14 protein-coding genes are annotated in these 15,822 nt (G+C 43.7%); 9 read left to right on the top strand and 5 right to left on the bottom strand.

What is annotated here, in order from left to right; translation table 11 throughout:
* Nucleotides 1–4: 4 nt before the first annotated feature.
* From IX53_RS05310 to IX53_RS05300, 3 genes are read left to right on the top strand one after another with little or no spacing between them, the layout of a single operon-like run.
* The gene (locus IX53_RS05310; RefSeq protein WP_047754466.1) at nt 5–2,158 is read left to right on the top strand and encodes a ribonucleoside triphosphate reductase; all 2,154 of its coding nucleotides are present in this window, start codon (nt 5–7) and stop codon (nt 2,156–2,158) included.
* Entirely contained in the window at nt 2,076–2,729 is a 654-nt protein-coding gene (locus IX53_RS05305; RefSeq protein WP_047754465.1) for an anaerobic ribonucleoside-triphosphate reductase activating protein, read from the top strand. Before IX53_RS05310 ends, IX53_RS05305 begins: the two co-directional genes overlap by 83 nt.
* A 15-nt stretch (nt 2,730–2,744) precedes the next feature.
* Nucleotides 2,745–4,568, top strand: coding sequence for a glycoside hydrolase family 36 protein (locus tag IX53_RS05300; RefSeq protein WP_053001199.1), 1,824 nt, complete (start codon nt 2,745–2,747; stop codon nt 4,566–4,568).
* 159 nt (nt 4,569–4,727) lie between these two features.
* Here the strand turns inward: IX53_RS05300 and IX53_RS05295 are convergent, their stop codons facing one another.
* Together IX53_RS05295 and IX53_RS05290 are read right to left on the bottom strand one after the other, a co-directional pair.
* Nucleotides 4,728–5,969, bottom strand: a complete 1,242-nt coding sequence (locus tag IX53_RS05295) for a hypothetical protein (RefSeq protein WP_047754464.1) — start codon at nt 5,967–5,969, stop codon at nt 4,728–4,730.
* A 326-nt stretch (nt 5,970–6,295) separates the two neighbouring features.
* A complete protein-coding gene (locus IX53_RS05290) occupies nt 6,296–6,847 on the bottom strand; it encodes a manganese efflux pump MntP (protein WP_047754463.1) in 552 nt (183 codons plus the stop codon).
* A 162-nt stretch (nt 6,848–7,009) separates the two neighbouring features.
* On the opposite strand from IX53_RS05290, the gene IX53_RS11155 reads away from it, so the two are divergent.
* From IX53_RS11155 to IX53_RS05260, 6 genes are all read left to right on the top strand, one after another.
* Nucleotides 7,010–7,213 carry an SHOCT domain-containing protein gene (locus tag IX53_RS11155; protein ID WP_047754462.1) on the top strand — a complete coding sequence of 68 codons (204 nt, stop codon included), beginning with the start codon at nt 7,010–7,012 and terminating at the stop codon, nt 7,211–7,213.
* A 1-nt stretch (nt 7,214) separates the two neighbouring features.
* Entirely contained in the window at nt 7,215–7,475 is a 261-nt protein-coding gene (locus IX53_RS05280) for an SHOCT domain-containing protein (protein WP_047754461.1), read from the top strand.
* A 12-nt stretch (nt 7,476–7,487) separates the two neighbouring features.
* Entirely contained in the window at nt 7,488–7,700 is a 213-nt protein-coding gene (locus tag IX53_RS05275) for a (2Fe-2S) ferredoxin domain-containing protein (protein ID WP_047754460.1), read from the top strand.
* 9 nt (nt 7,701–7,709) lie between these two features.
* Nucleotides 7,710–10,136: a heavy metal translocating P-type ATPase gene (locus IX53_RS05270; protein ID WP_047754459.1), complete on the top strand. Its 2,427-nt coding sequence runs from the start codon at nt 7,710–7,712 to the stop codon at nt 10,134–10,136.
* Nucleotides 10,137–10,310: 174 nt separating this feature from the next.
* Nucleotides 10,311–10,517 (top strand): heavy-metal-associated domain-containing protein, encoded by a 207-nt coding sequence (locus IX53_RS05265; RefSeq protein WP_047754458.1) that lies wholly within the window; start codon nt 10,311–10,313, stop codon nt 10,515–10,517.
* A gap of 26 nt (nt 10,518–10,543) precedes the next feature.
* On the top strand, nt 10,544–10,831 hold the full coding sequence (locus IX53_RS05260; RefSeq protein ID WP_047754457.1) for a metal-sensing transcriptional repressor: 288 nt from the start codon (nt 10,544–10,546) through the stop codon (nt 10,829–10,831).
* A 23-nt stretch (nt 10,832–10,854) separates the two neighbouring features.
* Here IX53_RS05260 and IX53_RS05255 read toward each other — a convergent pair whose 3' ends face one another.
* From IX53_RS05255 to IX53_RS05245, 3 genes are all read right to left on the bottom strand, one after another.
* Complete coding sequence (locus IX53_RS05255) at nt 10,855–11,829, bottom strand: 2-hydroxyacid dehydrogenase (protein ID WP_047754456.1); 975 nt, start codon at nt 11,827–11,829, stop codon at nt 10,855–10,857.
* 202 nt (nt 11,830–12,031) lie between these two features.
* Nucleotides 12,032–13,312: an ArsB/NhaD family transporter gene (locus IX53_RS05250; protein WP_156173113.1), complete on the bottom strand. Its 1,281-nt coding sequence runs from the start codon at nt 13,310–13,312 to the stop codon at nt 12,032–12,034.
* A 97-nt stretch (nt 13,313–13,409) separates the two neighbouring features.
* Nucleotides 13,410–15,794, bottom strand: coding sequence for an ATP-dependent Clp protease ATP-binding subunit (locus IX53_RS05245; RefSeq protein WP_047754455.1), 2,385 nt, complete (start codon nt 15,792–15,794; stop codon nt 13,410–13,412).
* Between the last annotated feature and the right edge of the window lie 28 nt (nt 15,795–15,822).

Raw genomic sequence — 15,822 nt, 5'->3', positions numbered from 1 at the left:
GATCATGTTGCGGGTGAGAAAGAGAAATGGCGCACTCGCTGACTTCGACCTTTCGAAGATAGGTGTTGCCATCATGAAGGCCTTCAAAGCAACCGGAAGCGTTTATACGGAAGAGATCATTGAGAGAATAAGCTTGAGGGTATTTTCAGACTTTCAGGAAAAAGTAATTGACGGGGTAATCGATATTGAGGACATACAGGACTCGGTGGAAAAGGTCCTTGAGGATCTCGGATTCAATAAAGTGGCGAAGGCCTATATCCTTTACAGAAAGCATCGAGAGAAATTAAGAAACCTTAAGTCTTCCATGCTGGATTTTTCCGCTACCGTTAACAATTACTTAAACCAAAAAGACTGGCGCGTGAATGAAAATAGCACAGTCACTTATTCAATAGGTGGTCTTATCCTGCACAACAGCGGGACGGTAACGGCCAACTACTGGCTGAACGAAGTGTACGATCCTCAGATAGCCGATGCACACAGGGAGGGGGATCTCCATATACACGATCTCTCCATGCTCTCGGGATATTGCGCTGGCTGGAGTCTTCAGCAGCTCATTGAAGAAGGACTTGGTGGTGTGCCTGGAAAGGTGTCCTCTAGGCCTGCAAGGCATTTATCCACTCTGGCAAATCAGATGGTCAATTTCCTGGGAATTCTGCAAAATGAGTGGGCTGGCGCTCAGGCATTCAGTTCCTTTGATACTTATCTCGCTCCTTTTGTGAAGATAGATAACCTTTCCTATAAAGAGGTAAAACAGGCTATACAGTCCTTCGTCTTCGGTGTCAACACGCCAAGCCGTTGGGGGACACAATCACCCTTTTCAAATGTGACCCTCGACTGGACAGTGCCGAAGCGGTTGAAAGACAAACCCGCGATAGTCGGTGGTGAGGAACAGGACTTCACTTACGGCGATTGCCAGCGTGAAATGGATATGGTAAACAGGGCTTTTCTCGAGGTGCTAATGGAAGGGGATGCCAACGGTAGAGGCTTTCAGTATCCCATACCGACCTACAATATTACGAAGGATTTTGACTGGGAAAATCCCAACGTGGAGCTGCTTTTCACCATCACCAGCAAATATGGCACACCATATTTTCAGAACTTCATAAACTCCGATCTCAATCCTGATGATGTGCGCAGTATGTGCTGCCGCCTTTCTCTGGATAAGCGTGAACTCAGACGCCGGGGTGGAGGACTCTTTGGCTCAGATGAGTTTACCGGTTCTATCGGAGTTGTAACGATCAATCTGCCAAGAATCGCGTATCTCAGCAACAATGAACGAGATTTCTTTAAAAAACTCAATGAAATGATGGATCTTGCGAGTAGAAGCCTCGAAATCAAGCGCGAAGTAGTTGAAAAGCTCAACGATGCGGGATTGTATCCTTATACAAAGCGTTACCTCAAGAACTTCGACAACCACTTCTCAACCATCGGACTAGTTGGTATGAACGAGGCCTGTTTGAATGCGAAATGGATCAAAAAGCCCATATATGAAGAGGAGGCCAGGAGTTTTGCTTTGAGGGTCCTGGACTTCATGAGAGACCGGATAACCATTTATCAGGAAGAGACCGGTAATCTCTATAACCTTGAAGCTACACCTGCGGAATCCACCTCTTATCGACTCGCGAAGATCGATAAAGAGAAATTCCCCGATATAATCACCGCTGGAAAAGACGTGCCATACTACACCAATTCGACCCACCTACCAGTTAACTACGAGGTGGATGTGTTCACCGCCCTCGATTTGCAGGAAGACCTCCAGATAAAGTATACTGGAGGTACGGTATTTCACGCCTTCCTTGGTGAAAGCATAACCGACTGGGAAGTCACCAGAGAGCTGGTGAAGAAGATCGCGGAAAACTACAGAATTCCTTATTTCACCATCTCTCCTACATATTCAATTTGCCCGGATCACGGATATATAAGAGGTGAAATTTATCGCTGTCCCAGATGCGGAAAAGAAACCGAGGTATATTCCAGAATAACAGGCTATTACAGACCGATTCAGCACTGGAATAAAGGGAAAAAAGAAGAATTCAAAAACAGAAGGACATTCAAAATTTTCAGGGGGGAAGTGAATGAATTTCGTAGGATGGCGCGAAGTGAGCATGGTGGATTATCCGGGGAAAATAGCGCTGACTCTCTTTACCTCAGGTTGTAATTTCAATTGTCCTTATTGTCACAACGCCGAGCTGAAAAAGAAAGTCGAACATACACTGAAAGAAGAGACGGTTCTAGAATTCATAGATAACAGGAGAAGGGTTTACGACGCGATCGTTGTCACGGGAGGCGAACCCTCTCTTTATGGTAACGAACTTATCGCATTCCTCGTGAAATTGCGGGAATATTTTCCTGAAAAATATCTGAAAGTGGACACAAACGGCAGTAATCCGGAGTTCATTGACAGACTTTACGGACTCGTGGAGTTTGTTGCCCTTGATGTTAAGGCACTTGATTACTCAGCCTTTTCCAGCACGAGCTTTTATACCATTCTGGAGAGCCTCGAAGCCGTCAGGCATTTCTGGGACCATGAAATCAGGCTTACCATGTACCCACCGTTCATCAAAGAGGAAGACTTTCCAAAGTACGTTAAACTTCTGAGGGGGTTTAAAAGAATTGCGGTACAGCAGTACAAACCCATCGATTCTGTACAGCCCTACGACCATAAGATTCTTGAGCGCCTTGTACAAATGTTAAAACCATATGTAAAACAGGCTTATGTGAAATTATGATAAGGAGCTGAGATAGTGAAACTCAAAATCCCGGGTGTTGAAGTGATTTCACTTTCACCGGAAGGGGAGGCTTTTGAGGTACAAAACGGTGATATACAGTTCAGCTATCAGTTAAAGAGAGAGTGCGGATCAGTAGAGATCTGGATATCCATCAGAAATCTCTCCGATGAGAAGAAGAAGCTGGGGAACTTTAAAATAGTGGAACTGCTTGAAATCGATGGCCCTCTGTACTTGAACAACTGGCAGTCGTGGCTACCATTCAAGCGGTTCGAGAGTCTTCCCAACCTACCAGCAATCCTCAACTTTGCACAGACAAACGAGGTCTCTCTGTTTACCGCCTCCCCCATTCCGGAGCTGCTCATGAGCGGGAAGATACCCAGTGATTATTTCATCGCCGGTGAAAAATTCCTGATCGGGGCTCTCGCTTCAAAAATATCTCACCCCTATTTCTTGTGGGACGAAGGGAGAAGAGCCGTAGGAGTATACGTGGAGCTCTTCGGGAAACCCCTTGAATCCGGAAAAGTGCTTGAACTCGAACCTTTCATAGTTCTTGAGGGAAAGTATCAGGAAAACCTCGAGAGGTACGCTCTGAAAGTGGCGGAATACAACGGTGCAAAATTCAAGGCCTTTGAAGGTGTGGGTTGGTGCAGTTGGTATCACTATTTCACAGAGATTACTTACGATGACCTGAAAAAGAATGTCAAGATACTAAAAAAGTTGAGGGAAGAAAAGGGAATTCCATACAGCCTTGTACAGCTTGATGACGGCTATCAGAAGGATATAGGTGACTGGACGGATACGAACGAGAAGTTTCCAACATTGGAAGAGATAGCTTCCACCATCAAATCTGCTGGATTTAAGGCGGGGTTGTGGCTCGCTCCCTTCAGTGTTGCCGAGACCTCAAGTCTGTTCCATAAACACCCCGAATGGTTGGTCAAGAATCCTGATGGAAAGCCAAAAGTCGTTTACAGGAACTGGAATAAAAATATTTACGCTCTAGATACAACACATCCTGGTGCCCTCGATTTTCTGAAAAATACTTTGAAGGAAATAAGAACTGCAGGTTTTAGCTACATCAAAATAGATTTCCTTTTTGCCGGAATGGTACCCGGTTTGAGGTACGACACCAAAACCACACCTGTTGAGGCTTACCACAGGGGACTCACTACTATCAGGGAAGCACTGGGGGAGGGTATATTCATTCTTGGATGTGGAGCTCCGCTCTTACCCAGTGTAGGTTATATGGACGGTATGAGGATAGGTGCCGATACCGATCCAGAATGGAAGGGAAATCTTCCGGATCTCGGTATGCCCAGCGCAAAATACGCCATCAGGAACGCCATAACACGCTATTTCATGAACAAAGCGTTTTGGCACAACGATCCTGATACCATGATTCTGAGAAACGATGCGGGACTCACAGAAAGCGAACGGGAGCTCTACGCCTTCACCAGCGGCTTGCTGAACAACATGCTGCTCCAGAGTGATGACATGACCCGGGTCGATGAAAGCGGGATAGAAATATTGAAAGAAGCCATTGAACTTTCAGGTGGTCGACCAAGGGTGTACTACGTCTCAGACGAACTCTTTGTTATCGCGGTGAAGGGTGGTAGGCATTTCAACAGCATTGCGGTCGTAAATATTGGCGATGATTCCACACAAATCAATGTTCCTCCGAGTGCACTGAGCTGGTCCGGCGTCGAACTTTCAGATAACCTGATCAATATGGAACCACGCTCAGTAAAGCTGTTTAAAACAGCTTCAAACACCATTGAATTGAACAAGAGCGTGAAATTGAAGGAAGACGGCAGGAAGGTAAACTACTACGAAGAGGAATGAACCAGGCATTTCAAATAAAAAATACCCCTCGTGAATAGGGGTGAATAAAGTAAAAGTAATAGTTTTTGTCTCGAGAGAGCCATAAATTGTTCTGCAAACTTATTAAAATTCAGATATAACGTTATTCAGCCCCTTTCGGGGCTGAATTTGATTAAATGCTTAATAGCTTCTGTAAATCTGAGGTGCCTGAATACCGGTTCTCTCTGTAAAGGTATATGAAGTACCGGGAGGTGAACTTCCCTTAATACGCTGGAAACACAGGTCGTACAGCGCCGATTCACTGGGGATGCTTTCTGCTGACGCCAACGTTGTTACTTCGCCCCAGTGAGCGGCTGAAGTGTAGTAAGCCATCTGCTCCAGAAAATCGCTTGTCCATTCAACATACACGTCGGTTGGGCCGTTGTAATCGGGAGAATATCCGTAGGCAGTGTCTTGATCAGCATATGCGCTCAGAGCGGCCGAGGTAGTGGTAATGGCTATTACCACATTGCTCGGATCAGTAATGTTGTTGGGAGCCTGTATCCAACTTCCGGCATGGCATGATTCGATAATGATAGAGAATTTTACACCCGGGTAGCTTTCTATGAGACTCTTAAGGCTCGATGCGTTGTAAGAGTAGCCACCTATGTTCATTGAATCGTAGCCTCCATGGGCGATAAAATACAGTGTCAACCTGTTGACTTTCTTAGTCTCAACAAGATATTGAACGGCGTCCTCCAGATCACTTGAAGTATTATCCGGATATTTGACCTGCTTTACTGTGTCAGCACTCATAAAATCCACCATGGCGTTGTACATCAGACTATGGATCTGGGTTGCTTCATAATAGAGGTTCTGTGTCGGTGTCAGACCATTGACTACCACTGCACCAGACACTATCCGCTGAAAAATGATCCATTCAGTAATATGCATTTCTGGTCGCCTAATTTTGGAGTTGTTCCAGAATATGGCGTCATAGTAAGCCTTTTTTGTTGGCGAGACGAGCGCTTGAGGTGTTACACCGTTCAGGACTGGCCAGCCCTGAACATCTTCGTCGACTAAGGCTTCTCCATCTTCATCGAGTACGATAATTCTTCCTGGATGGTTATAAAATGCTCCCGGTGCGAGATCTAAATAGAAAAGATATCCGGGTTTCCCGATCGTAGGTGTTATCACGATGGCTTCGTCGCTAAAATCGCTGGATGATGGTTCTTTTATAGGTGTGTATACTTGCAAGACGTCTGTGGCCTTAACTCTGCCAAGATATAAGGCTGCCGCAGGTCCTTCGGGTTCACCTTCTGCAAAAGCGTAATCCAGAAAACGCATCTTCGCAATGAGTTCATCTATTCTGCTCCCAGGACACCCGACGAGAATAAATAGAGTCGCAAGCACAATAAGTAAAAGAAAGAACTTTCTTCTCATACTCTCACCTCCTGATAATGCAATTAAAGTTCTTTCGTATAGAAGGTGGGTTTTCCTGATAGAGAATACAATGTAAAGTAATCAGCCGTTTGTTACATTTATTATGCAGAAGAGACAAAGTGCGAGGAACACGAAGCTTTAATACTGCTGAGAGTTCGAAATATCATAACCAGATAGCGTTATTCTACTATGCTTTCCTTCATGAGGGTGTTTCCGGATTTATTAGAAGCCTGCCTGCACAAAAATATTATCCTGAGTTCACCTAACTTTGCTTAGAACTATTTTCAATCACTGACACAAAATACCGGGTTGAGCCATACTTAGCGCTAAATACTCAGGTGTTCTATGAGTATCTTTACTCCTATGAATATCAGTATGATGCCTCCAAGAATTTCTGTTTTCTTCCCCAGAAGTTTGCCAAATTTTGCGCCGCCCTTTATTCCTAGATATGAGAATCCGAAGGCGACGATGCCGATGATTACCGAAGGAAAGAAAATGGTACGATCCACAAAAGCGAAGGCAACGCCCACCGCCAGGGCATCGATTGAGGTTGCAATGGAAAGCATAACCAGAGCAAGACCTTTTGTTCTATCTTTTGAATTGCTTCTATCACCTTCTTCGAAAGTTTCGATGATCATCTTTCCACCGATACCTACGAGGAGAAAGAACGCTATCCAGTGATCAAAGGCCTGGATATACTTTGAGAAGCTCGAGGCCACATACCAGCCGATTACAGGCATGAAAAACTGGAATGAGCCAAAATTAAGGGACGTCCTGAAAGCGGTCCTGAAGGGAATGGTTTTCTGCGATAACCCAATGGATATAGATACTGCAAAGGCATCCATAGCCAGTGCCACGGCGATGAGGACAATGTCCATAATCCACCTCTAGTTTGAAAAGTTATCGAAAACAATTATATCATCGTTCGAGTTTTTATTTTCTTAACAACTTTGTCTTGTTATGATAATTATTTTTTGGCAGAGGAGATGGTATGATTTTATTACCCCCCCGGGGGGAGGTATAATAAAGAGGTGATGTAAATGATGTTTTTTGGGTGGTTTATCTTTTTGATTCTCATTGTCTTTCTTTTCAAACCTGATTATATAAGAAGTTTCTTTGGTGATAGAGGAACCGAAGAAAGAAGAAGCAGGGCTGAAGAGATTTTGAAAGAACGCTATGCCAGAGGCGAGATCGATGAAGAAGAGTACATGAGAAGACTTAATAATCTTAAAGGAGGCGAATAAAATGCATTGGTATTGGTGGGGATGGCCTGGATTTAGCGCTTTTGGCTGGTTACCGATGATAATTATGCTTGTTGTATATGTTCTAGTTGCTGTGGTTGTCATTTATTTTCTTGCCAAGATATTTCGAGCGGGCCATGCTTCTTCGGAATATAGCAGAAATAGCGAACGAAACCGGGCTCTTGAGACGTTGAAGGAAAGATACGCTCGCGGTGAAATTACTGACGAAGAGTTCAACAGAATGAGGAAGAACCTTGAACGGTAAAGGGGTGGCGTGATGGTAGTTAAGGTATGCTGTCAAGAAGGTAGCTGCTGTTTTGAAAAAGGTTCTGAAGCCGTGAAAGTAATAAAGAATAAGTTTCCAAAGTTAGATGTTATCGAGTCGGGCTGCCTTGGAGTATGTAAAGCCGTAGTGGCAGAAGTCGACGGAGAACTGTATTCTAATTTGAATACCAAAGAGCTTATACAGCTTATTGAAAGCAAGATGTGAGGAGAAACTATGGGTGAAAAGAGAGAATACATAGTTAAAGGTATGACTTGCGCTTCTTGCGTGAGAACCGTTGAAAAAGCAGCTTCGAAGGTTGCCGGTGTAAAGAACCCGGTTGTGAGCCTCGCCACCGAAAAGCTTGTCTTTGAAATCGATTCAGAAATTGATGAAAAGGAGCTTTTTGAAAAGATTAAGAAAGCAGGTTATGAGATTGAAAAGGCCCGTGAAAAACGAAGCGTTACTCTTGAAATTGAAGGTATGACTTGCGCTTCTTGTGTGAGGGCTATCGAGAAGTCCGTGGGAAAATTAGATGGTGTTGATTCTGTATCAGTCAATTTGACCACGGAAAAAGCCGTGATAGAGTATAATCCAACTCTGGTTAGACTTTCTGATATCAAAAAAGCCATAGAAAAAGCCGGATATAAGGCAAAGAGCATAACAACGAAAAGTTATGACAGCGACAAAGAAAGAAAAGAAGCCATAATACGCTCTTATTGGAGAAAATTCCTGTATTCCGCGATATTTGCTGTTCCTCTCTTGATAATAGCTATGGGTCATATGCTAGGATTACGCTTGCCTTCGGTTATTTCACCAACAGAAAATCCGCTGAATTTCGCGCTTGTTCAATTGCTCCTCACGATTCCGATAGTAATTGCTGGAAAGGACTTCTATCTAAAGGGTATTCCCAATTTGTTCAGAGGGCATCCGAATATGGATACTCTTGTAGGGCTTGGAACTGGGGCTGCAGTGGCTTACGGCGTGTTTGCAACAATACAAATAGCGCTGGGTAACCATGCTTACGCAGAAGATCTGTATTTTGAAACCGCGGGTGTAATTGTTGCTTTGATCTCTCTTGGAAAGTATTTCGAAAATCTCTCCAAAGGCCGAACATCTGAAGCTTTAAAAAAACTCATGGATCTCTCCCCAAAGACGGCGCTATTGAAAAATGGGGAGCAGTTCATTGAAATACCCGTCGAAGAAGTGGAAGTTGGCGATATACTGCTTGTGAAGGCTGGCATGTCTGTCCCTGTTGATGGTGTGGTGTTGAAAGGTAACAGTTCAATAGATCAATCTATGCTTACAGGAGAGTCAATTCCTGTGGACGTAAAAGAAGGTTCCGAAGTCGTGGGCGGCACAGTTAACCTGAGCGGTGCTATAGAAATAAGGGCTACCAAGGTAGGAAGTGATACCGCACTGGCGAAGATAATCAAGCTGGTTGAAGACGCCCAAGCTTCAAAAGCCCCTATAGCAAGGTTAGCGGATATAATCAGTGGTTACTTCGTGCCTGTTGTGCTTGTGATTGCAGCTATTACATTTCTTACATGGTTTTTCCTTGGTTATGGTTTCTTGTTCTCCTTCACTATGATGATTTCTGTCCTTGTTATAGCTTGCCCCTGTGCCCTCGGATTGGCAACACCCACCGCGATAATGGTAGGTACTGGCCGTGGCGCTGAAATGGGTATTCTTTTCAAAAGCGGCGAAGCCCTCGAAATAACCCATAAAGTAAAAGCGATAATTTTTGATAAAACTGGAACGATAACCGAGGGAAAGCCGGTACTCACAGATGTAATTCCCATAAACGGTTTTAAGAAGGAAGAGATATTGAAATTGGCTGCAAGCATAGGTTCTATGAGTTCACATCCTCTTGATAAAGCTATTGTCGAAGCCTATAACGGGAAAACATTAGAGGTGAAGAACTTTAAAGCGATCCCAGGAAAAGGTATCACGGCGGAAGTGGGAGGCATAGAAATTAAAGTTGGTAATTCAAAGTTAATTAACCACAACAATGATTCAGGGGAAATAGTTCAAAATCTTTCCAATTCGGGAAAAACGCCAGTCCTTTTGTGGTACGATGGAAAACTTGCCGGTGTATTTGGCATCGCAGACGTTATAAAACCAACCTCGAAGAAAGCTATTGAAGAACTGAAAAAAATGGGAATTAAAACTTTTATGGTAACCGGGGACAGTAAAAGAACAGCACAAGCAATAGCGAAGCAAGTAGGAATAGACGAAGTTATAGCCGAAGTGCTTCCTGAGGATAAGTCCACAAAGGTAAAAGAGCTTAAGAATATAGGCTATACCGTCGCAATGGTAGGAGACGGAATCAACGATTCGCCGGCTTTGGCAGAAGCTGATGTTGGTATCGCTATAGGTTCAGGGACAGATGTGGCTCTTGAATCAGCGGATGTAGTGCTCATGAAAAACGATTTGAGAGACGTTGTTAACGCGATAAAACTCTCCAAGGCGACGATTAGAAATGTGAAGCAAAACCTTTTCTGGGCTTTCTTTTACAACATGATCGGCGTACCCATCGCAGCCGGTTTGTTCTATGTGTCGTTTGGCATTAAACTGAACCCAATAATTGCCGGAGCTGCTATGGCTTTTTCCAGTGTCAGTGTCGTGACCAATGCCCTCAGGCTAAAAAGAGTCAAGTTGTAAGGCAACGCTTGGTGGAGCGAGGCCAGGAACGCAAAAGCTGAGAAGGCGAGAAAGACCGTTGTTGGTCGTAAAAAAGAAGCTTTGTCGAACACGTGCAACCCATAACCAACAACGAATATATCACCTATCCTGATTCTTATACTCAAAACTCAATGTTTACATGGAGGTGTTAGAATGAAATTGTTCATTAAAGGTATGACCTGTAATCACTGCAAGATGAGGGTGGAGAAAGCGCTTTCTGAGGTCGAAGGTGTTGAAAGTGTGGAAGTCAACTTAAATGAAGGCTTCGCCGTGATAGAGACCTCGAAGGATATACCAGAAGAGCTTCTCAAAGAAGTGATAGAAGACACCGGATATGAGTTGGTGAAGGTAGAGCGATAGAGTGCTCTTCTATAAGGAGGAAACAAATGAAAGAAAAACATGTTCATGATATCAAGCATCACAGGGCATTGAAAGTACTCAAGACTGCCCGAGGGCAGATAGACGGGATCATGAAGATGATTGAAGATGGCAGGTACTGTATTGATATCTCAACGCAGCTCCTGGCTGTTATTTCACTTCTTAAGAAAGCGAATACCGAAGTAATTAACACCCACATTGAGACATGTATCCGAGAAGCTATCGAAACGGGAAACGTGGATGAAAAAATCGAAGAACTCGAGCAATTGATGAAATACATCGAGAAAACATTATGAAAAAGAGCGCCAAAGGCGCTCTTTTAATTTTCGTCCAATTGAGGTAAATATACGTAGCTGTCAGGTTTTTCCCCTTCGAGTACTTTCAGCATATTCTGTATTGCTTCGATCAGCATTGTTTGGCGAGTTTCCACCGTAGCAGAACCTATATGCGGGAGCAGAACAACATTATCGAGTTCCATCAATTCAGGTGGGACATAGGGCTCATTTTCATATACATCCAGTCCCGCACCAAATATCCTCTTCTCTTTCAATGCTTCAATGAGCGCCTGTTCATCCACGACAGGTCCACGGGCGGTGTTTATTAGAATTGCACCGGGTTTTAAGAGTTGCAGTCTTTCTTTGTTAATGAGGTGTCGAGTTTCCGGAGTCAGGGGAACATGTAAGGAAACTACGTCAGCAATTTTCAAGAGCTCATCGAGGGGGTAATAGGTCGCTGAAAGTATTCGTTCCTCTGATTCGGGAAGTCTATGACGACTGTAGTATATGATCCTCATACCGAATCCGATGGCCCTTTGCGCCACTTCTTTACCTATTTTTCCCATACCCACTATTCCAAGGACTTTTCGGTTTAGATCAATGCCCTGAAAGAGATTGAACCGCCAGCCTTCAAATTTTCCTGCTCTTAAGAATCTGTCAGCCTCGATTATTCTTCGGGAAACAGCAAGTATCAAAGCCATAGCAATATCGGCGGTCGCTTTGGTGACGATCCCCGGGGTGTTGGTGACAGCAACCTTCCGTTCTTTTGCGGCTTCTATGTCGATGTTGTCATAACCTGCAGCACAGTTGGAAATTACTTTCAGGTTGGGAAGGGAAAAGATGATGTCTCTGTCGATTTTGTCAACGAGAGTGGTCATCAATGCTGTTGCATCTCTGGCACGTTCAATTATTTCTTCTTTTGAAAGGACTCTTTCCTCTTCATTGTAAGACGTGTTAAATTCTTTCAACAGAACTTTTACTATTCCCGACGGTGGGAAAGTAACAAAGATCTTTTCCATTTCTCTTCCTCCCAGATTCTCCCGCGTTTTTTAAAACAATGAATATAAAAAGCGTTGTCAGTGTGCTGACTCTGCTAATTTAAGCAAGAACCTTCCGCGTTCCACCAGATGATTTTATCACAATGTGAACAGAATAATGTGATTTTTCTGTCGATGCATACTATCATATAAATTATCTTCACGGCGATTGTGATGAAGTCCCTTACAAAAAGAGCAGCAGATATAGAGTGGAAAATATAAGACTTATAATCAGAACTATTATCCCGTATTTAAAAAATTCGAAGAAACTGATTTCTTTTCCGTAGTACCTCTTTAGAACTGCCAGGCCTACGACATTCGCGGAAGCTCCTATGGCAGTTCCATTTCCTCCAAGACAAGCTCCCAATGACAAGGACCACCACATAGGTTCGAGATTGTTGAACACGTCAGGGTTCAGTTTTTGCATCGACTCTATAACAGGGATCATCGTTGCAGTGTAAGGTATGTTGTCTATAAAAGCAGAAGCGAGTCCGGATATGTTCACGACAAGGGCCTTGGCAAGCTGATACGATCCTCGAGAGAGGACAAGTATATGCCCCGCCAGATATTCGAGAAATCCAGTTTCTTCAAGAGCTCCAACCATGATAAACAGCCCAACGAAAAAGAGAATTGTTGACCATTCAACCTCTTCCAGTGTCTTCTCGACTTCTTTTGGGCGCATCAAGAGGAGCGATACCGATGCGATAAATAGGGCGATGATCGAACTTTCAAAGCCAAGCCTCTCCTGAAATATGAACATTATTATAGTAACGAGAAGTAATATTATTGAGATGTAGAAATGTTTCTTATTTGTAATCGGGCTTCCGGACTGAGCCAACAAGTTACTCTCCACTTTTTTCGTTAGAGTCCTTCTGAACACAAGAACCAAAAAGATGTTCACTGCTACGAAAATGAAGAAGAGTACGGGTCCAAGATTCACAACAAAATCGCTGAAATGTAATTTTGCTGCTGAGCCGATCATGATATTCGGGGGATCACCAATCAGGGTAGCAGCACCGCCAATGTTGGAAGCGAAGATCTCTCCGAGGACAAATGGCACGGGGTCAACACCCGTTGTATCAGCTACTGCAAGAGTTATGGGAAGCATCACAAGAATCGTTGTGACGTTGTCCAGCACAGCCGAAGTCAACGCGACTATGATCGAAAAATAGAGGTAAAGCTTCAGCATGTTCCCATTTGAGAACTTGAGGGCTTCAAGGCCGAGGAATTCGAAAAGACCGCTCTTCTTGATAACATTCACAAAAGTCATCATGCCTATCAGTAAGAAGATGGTATTGAAATCTATGTATTCGCTGTAGATCTTAGAAGGATCAGCAAAGATTCCGAGAAATACCATTATCACAGCGCCAATGAGTGCAACAAGAGTCCGGTGAATTTTTTCAGTAGCGAGAAAAGCATAAGCTATAAGGAAAACTACAAAGGCCAATATCATTTCAAAAGTCAAGATTACATCCCCTTCATAAGAGACTCACGAAGAAAATTATACAACAAAAAAGTGGGAAGCCAACCACTTCCCACTTTTAGCGTATTTACCCTATTTATTATTTCTTAAATATTTTTATTCCAAATTCGTCTGCGTCAATGGTTATCTTTTCACCCTCAGTAAGTGTGCCTTCGATTATCATATCAGCAATGGGAGCCTCAACCTCTTTTTCGATAACACGTCTCACAGGTCTGGCGCCGAACATTCTGTCATATCCTTTTTCAGCGAGGTAGTCCACGGCGTTTTGTGTGATCTCGGCAGTAATATTTTGCTCTTGTAATCTTTCAAAGACCTCTTTCATTCTGAGTCCAACAATTTCCTTCATTACTTCTCTACCAAGAGGTTTAAAGAACACTATGGAATCGAGTCTGTTTATGAATTCTGGTTTGAAAGCCTTCTTGAGCTTTAATTCCACTTTACTAAGTACTTCTTCATCGATTTCTTTTGATACGAGCTCTTCTGAAGCGATGTTACTGGTCATTATCAGAATGGTGTTTGAGAAATTAACAGTCTTACCTTTACCGTCTGTCAATCTACCATCGTCCATGATTTGCAGTAACAAGTTGTGTACATCCGGATGGGCTTTTTCAATTTCATCAAGCAGGATCACCGAATATGGCTTCCTGCGGACAGCCTCTGTTAACTGACCGCCTTCTTCGTATCCCACATATCCCGGAGGAGCACCTATTAGTCTTGATACGGTGTGCTTTTCCATGTATTCAGACATATCGAGCCTTATCATGGCGTCTTCGCTTCCAAAGAGTATGTACGCCAGAGTCTTTGCAAGTTCGGTTTTTCCGACACCGGTCGGTCCCATGAAAAGGAAGGACCCCCACGGCCTATTTTTAGCTTTGAGGCCGGCTCTTGCCCTCTTTATTGTGCTAACAACTACGTCGACAGCTTCTTTCTGATCAATAAACCTTTTGTGTATGAGCTCTTTGAGATTTTTCAGCTTTTCTCTTTCTGTTTCCAGTAATCTCCCTGCAGGGATACCTGTCCATTGCTCGATGATGGAAGCTATTATATCTTTCGTTACACTTTTGGCATTACCTGAAATATTCTCATGCCATTCTCTCTTTTTCTGCTCGTACTCTCCTTTGAGTCGTTCATATTCCGATTTCAGTTCCGCTGCTTGACGGTATTCACCTTTTTGAACAAGCTCGGAGATCTTTTCATCGAGCTGTGTTAGCTTTTTCTCGAGTTTTCTTATTTCCTTTGGCACATATCCTGCTTGAAGCCTGACAAAAGACGCGGCTTCGTCGATCAAGTCGATAGCCTTATCTGGCAAGTAACGGTCACTTATGTACTTGATACTAAGATCAACAGCGGTTTCAAGAGCATCGTCTTCTATTTTGACATTGTGATGTTTTTCATAGTTTTCTTTGATACCCTTCAATATTTCCAGCGCTTCTTCTGGCGTGGGTTCGTCTACATAAACGGGCTGAAATCTTCTCTCAAGTGCCCTATCTTTCTCGATGTATTTACGGTATTCATCAATGGTTGTTGCACCAATGCACTGGAGTTCTCCACGTGCCAGAGCGGGTTTCATAAGATTAGCGGCGTCCATCGACCCTTCTGCACTTCCGGCACCCACGACGGTGTGTATCTCGTCGATGAAGAGGATCACTTCTCCAGAAAGTCTTCGTACCGAATCGATGATGCTCTTCATCCGTTCCTCGAATTCTCCACGAAATTTCGTCCCGGCAACTACTCTACCCATGTCAAGGACAAGAACACGTTTGTCTTTGAGGTACTCAGGGGTTTCTCCATCTATTATGCGTTGCGCCAGACCTTCCACTATGGCCGTTTTTCCAACACCAGGCTCACCTACGAGAACGGGATTGTTCTTCGTCTTGCGACCGAGTATCTGGATCACTCTTTTGATCTCTTCTTCTCTGCCAATGACAGGCATGAGTTTCCCTTGCTTTGCAAGTTCTGTTAAATCTATTGTGAATCTTTTAAGAGCGCTTATGTTCTCATTTTCAGAAGCATCCGCGTCTTTTCTTTCTTTGAGCAAGGCGTTGTAAACCCGGTCGATGTCAAGACCGTATTTTACCAATATCCTCGACGCCACAGAGGAAGTCTCCTTCACCATAGCGAGTAATAGGTGTTCTGTACCTATTTTTGAATCCTGCATCCTTTTTGCTTCGTTTTTAGCAGTTTCTAAAATGTGTCTGGCATCAGGTGTCAGATATATTTGTGTGCCAGTACCTCCCGAACTTGAACCGTATCTGCCTATTACGTCCTCCACATCGCGCCTAAGGGCTCCGAGATCCACCTTGAGATTTTTGAGGACTTCAACGGCGAGATTATCTCCATCTTCCAGGATCGATAGCAAAATATGTTCGCTGCCGAGTTGGTTTTGTCTGTATCTGGTCAGTATATCTTGAACGTCCATCAATATTTTTTTCGCTTTCTCCGTGTATTCTTCGTAATTAAGCATTTAAACACCTCCTTTAAAAAAGGGCGCC

Source organism: Kosmotoga pacifica (genome assembly GCF_001027025.1).
GTDB lineage: Bacteria > Thermotogota > Thermotogae > Petrotogales > Kosmotogaceae > Kosmotoga_B > Kosmotoga_B pacifica.
This window is presented reverse-complemented; position numbering and strand designations above follow the sequence as displayed.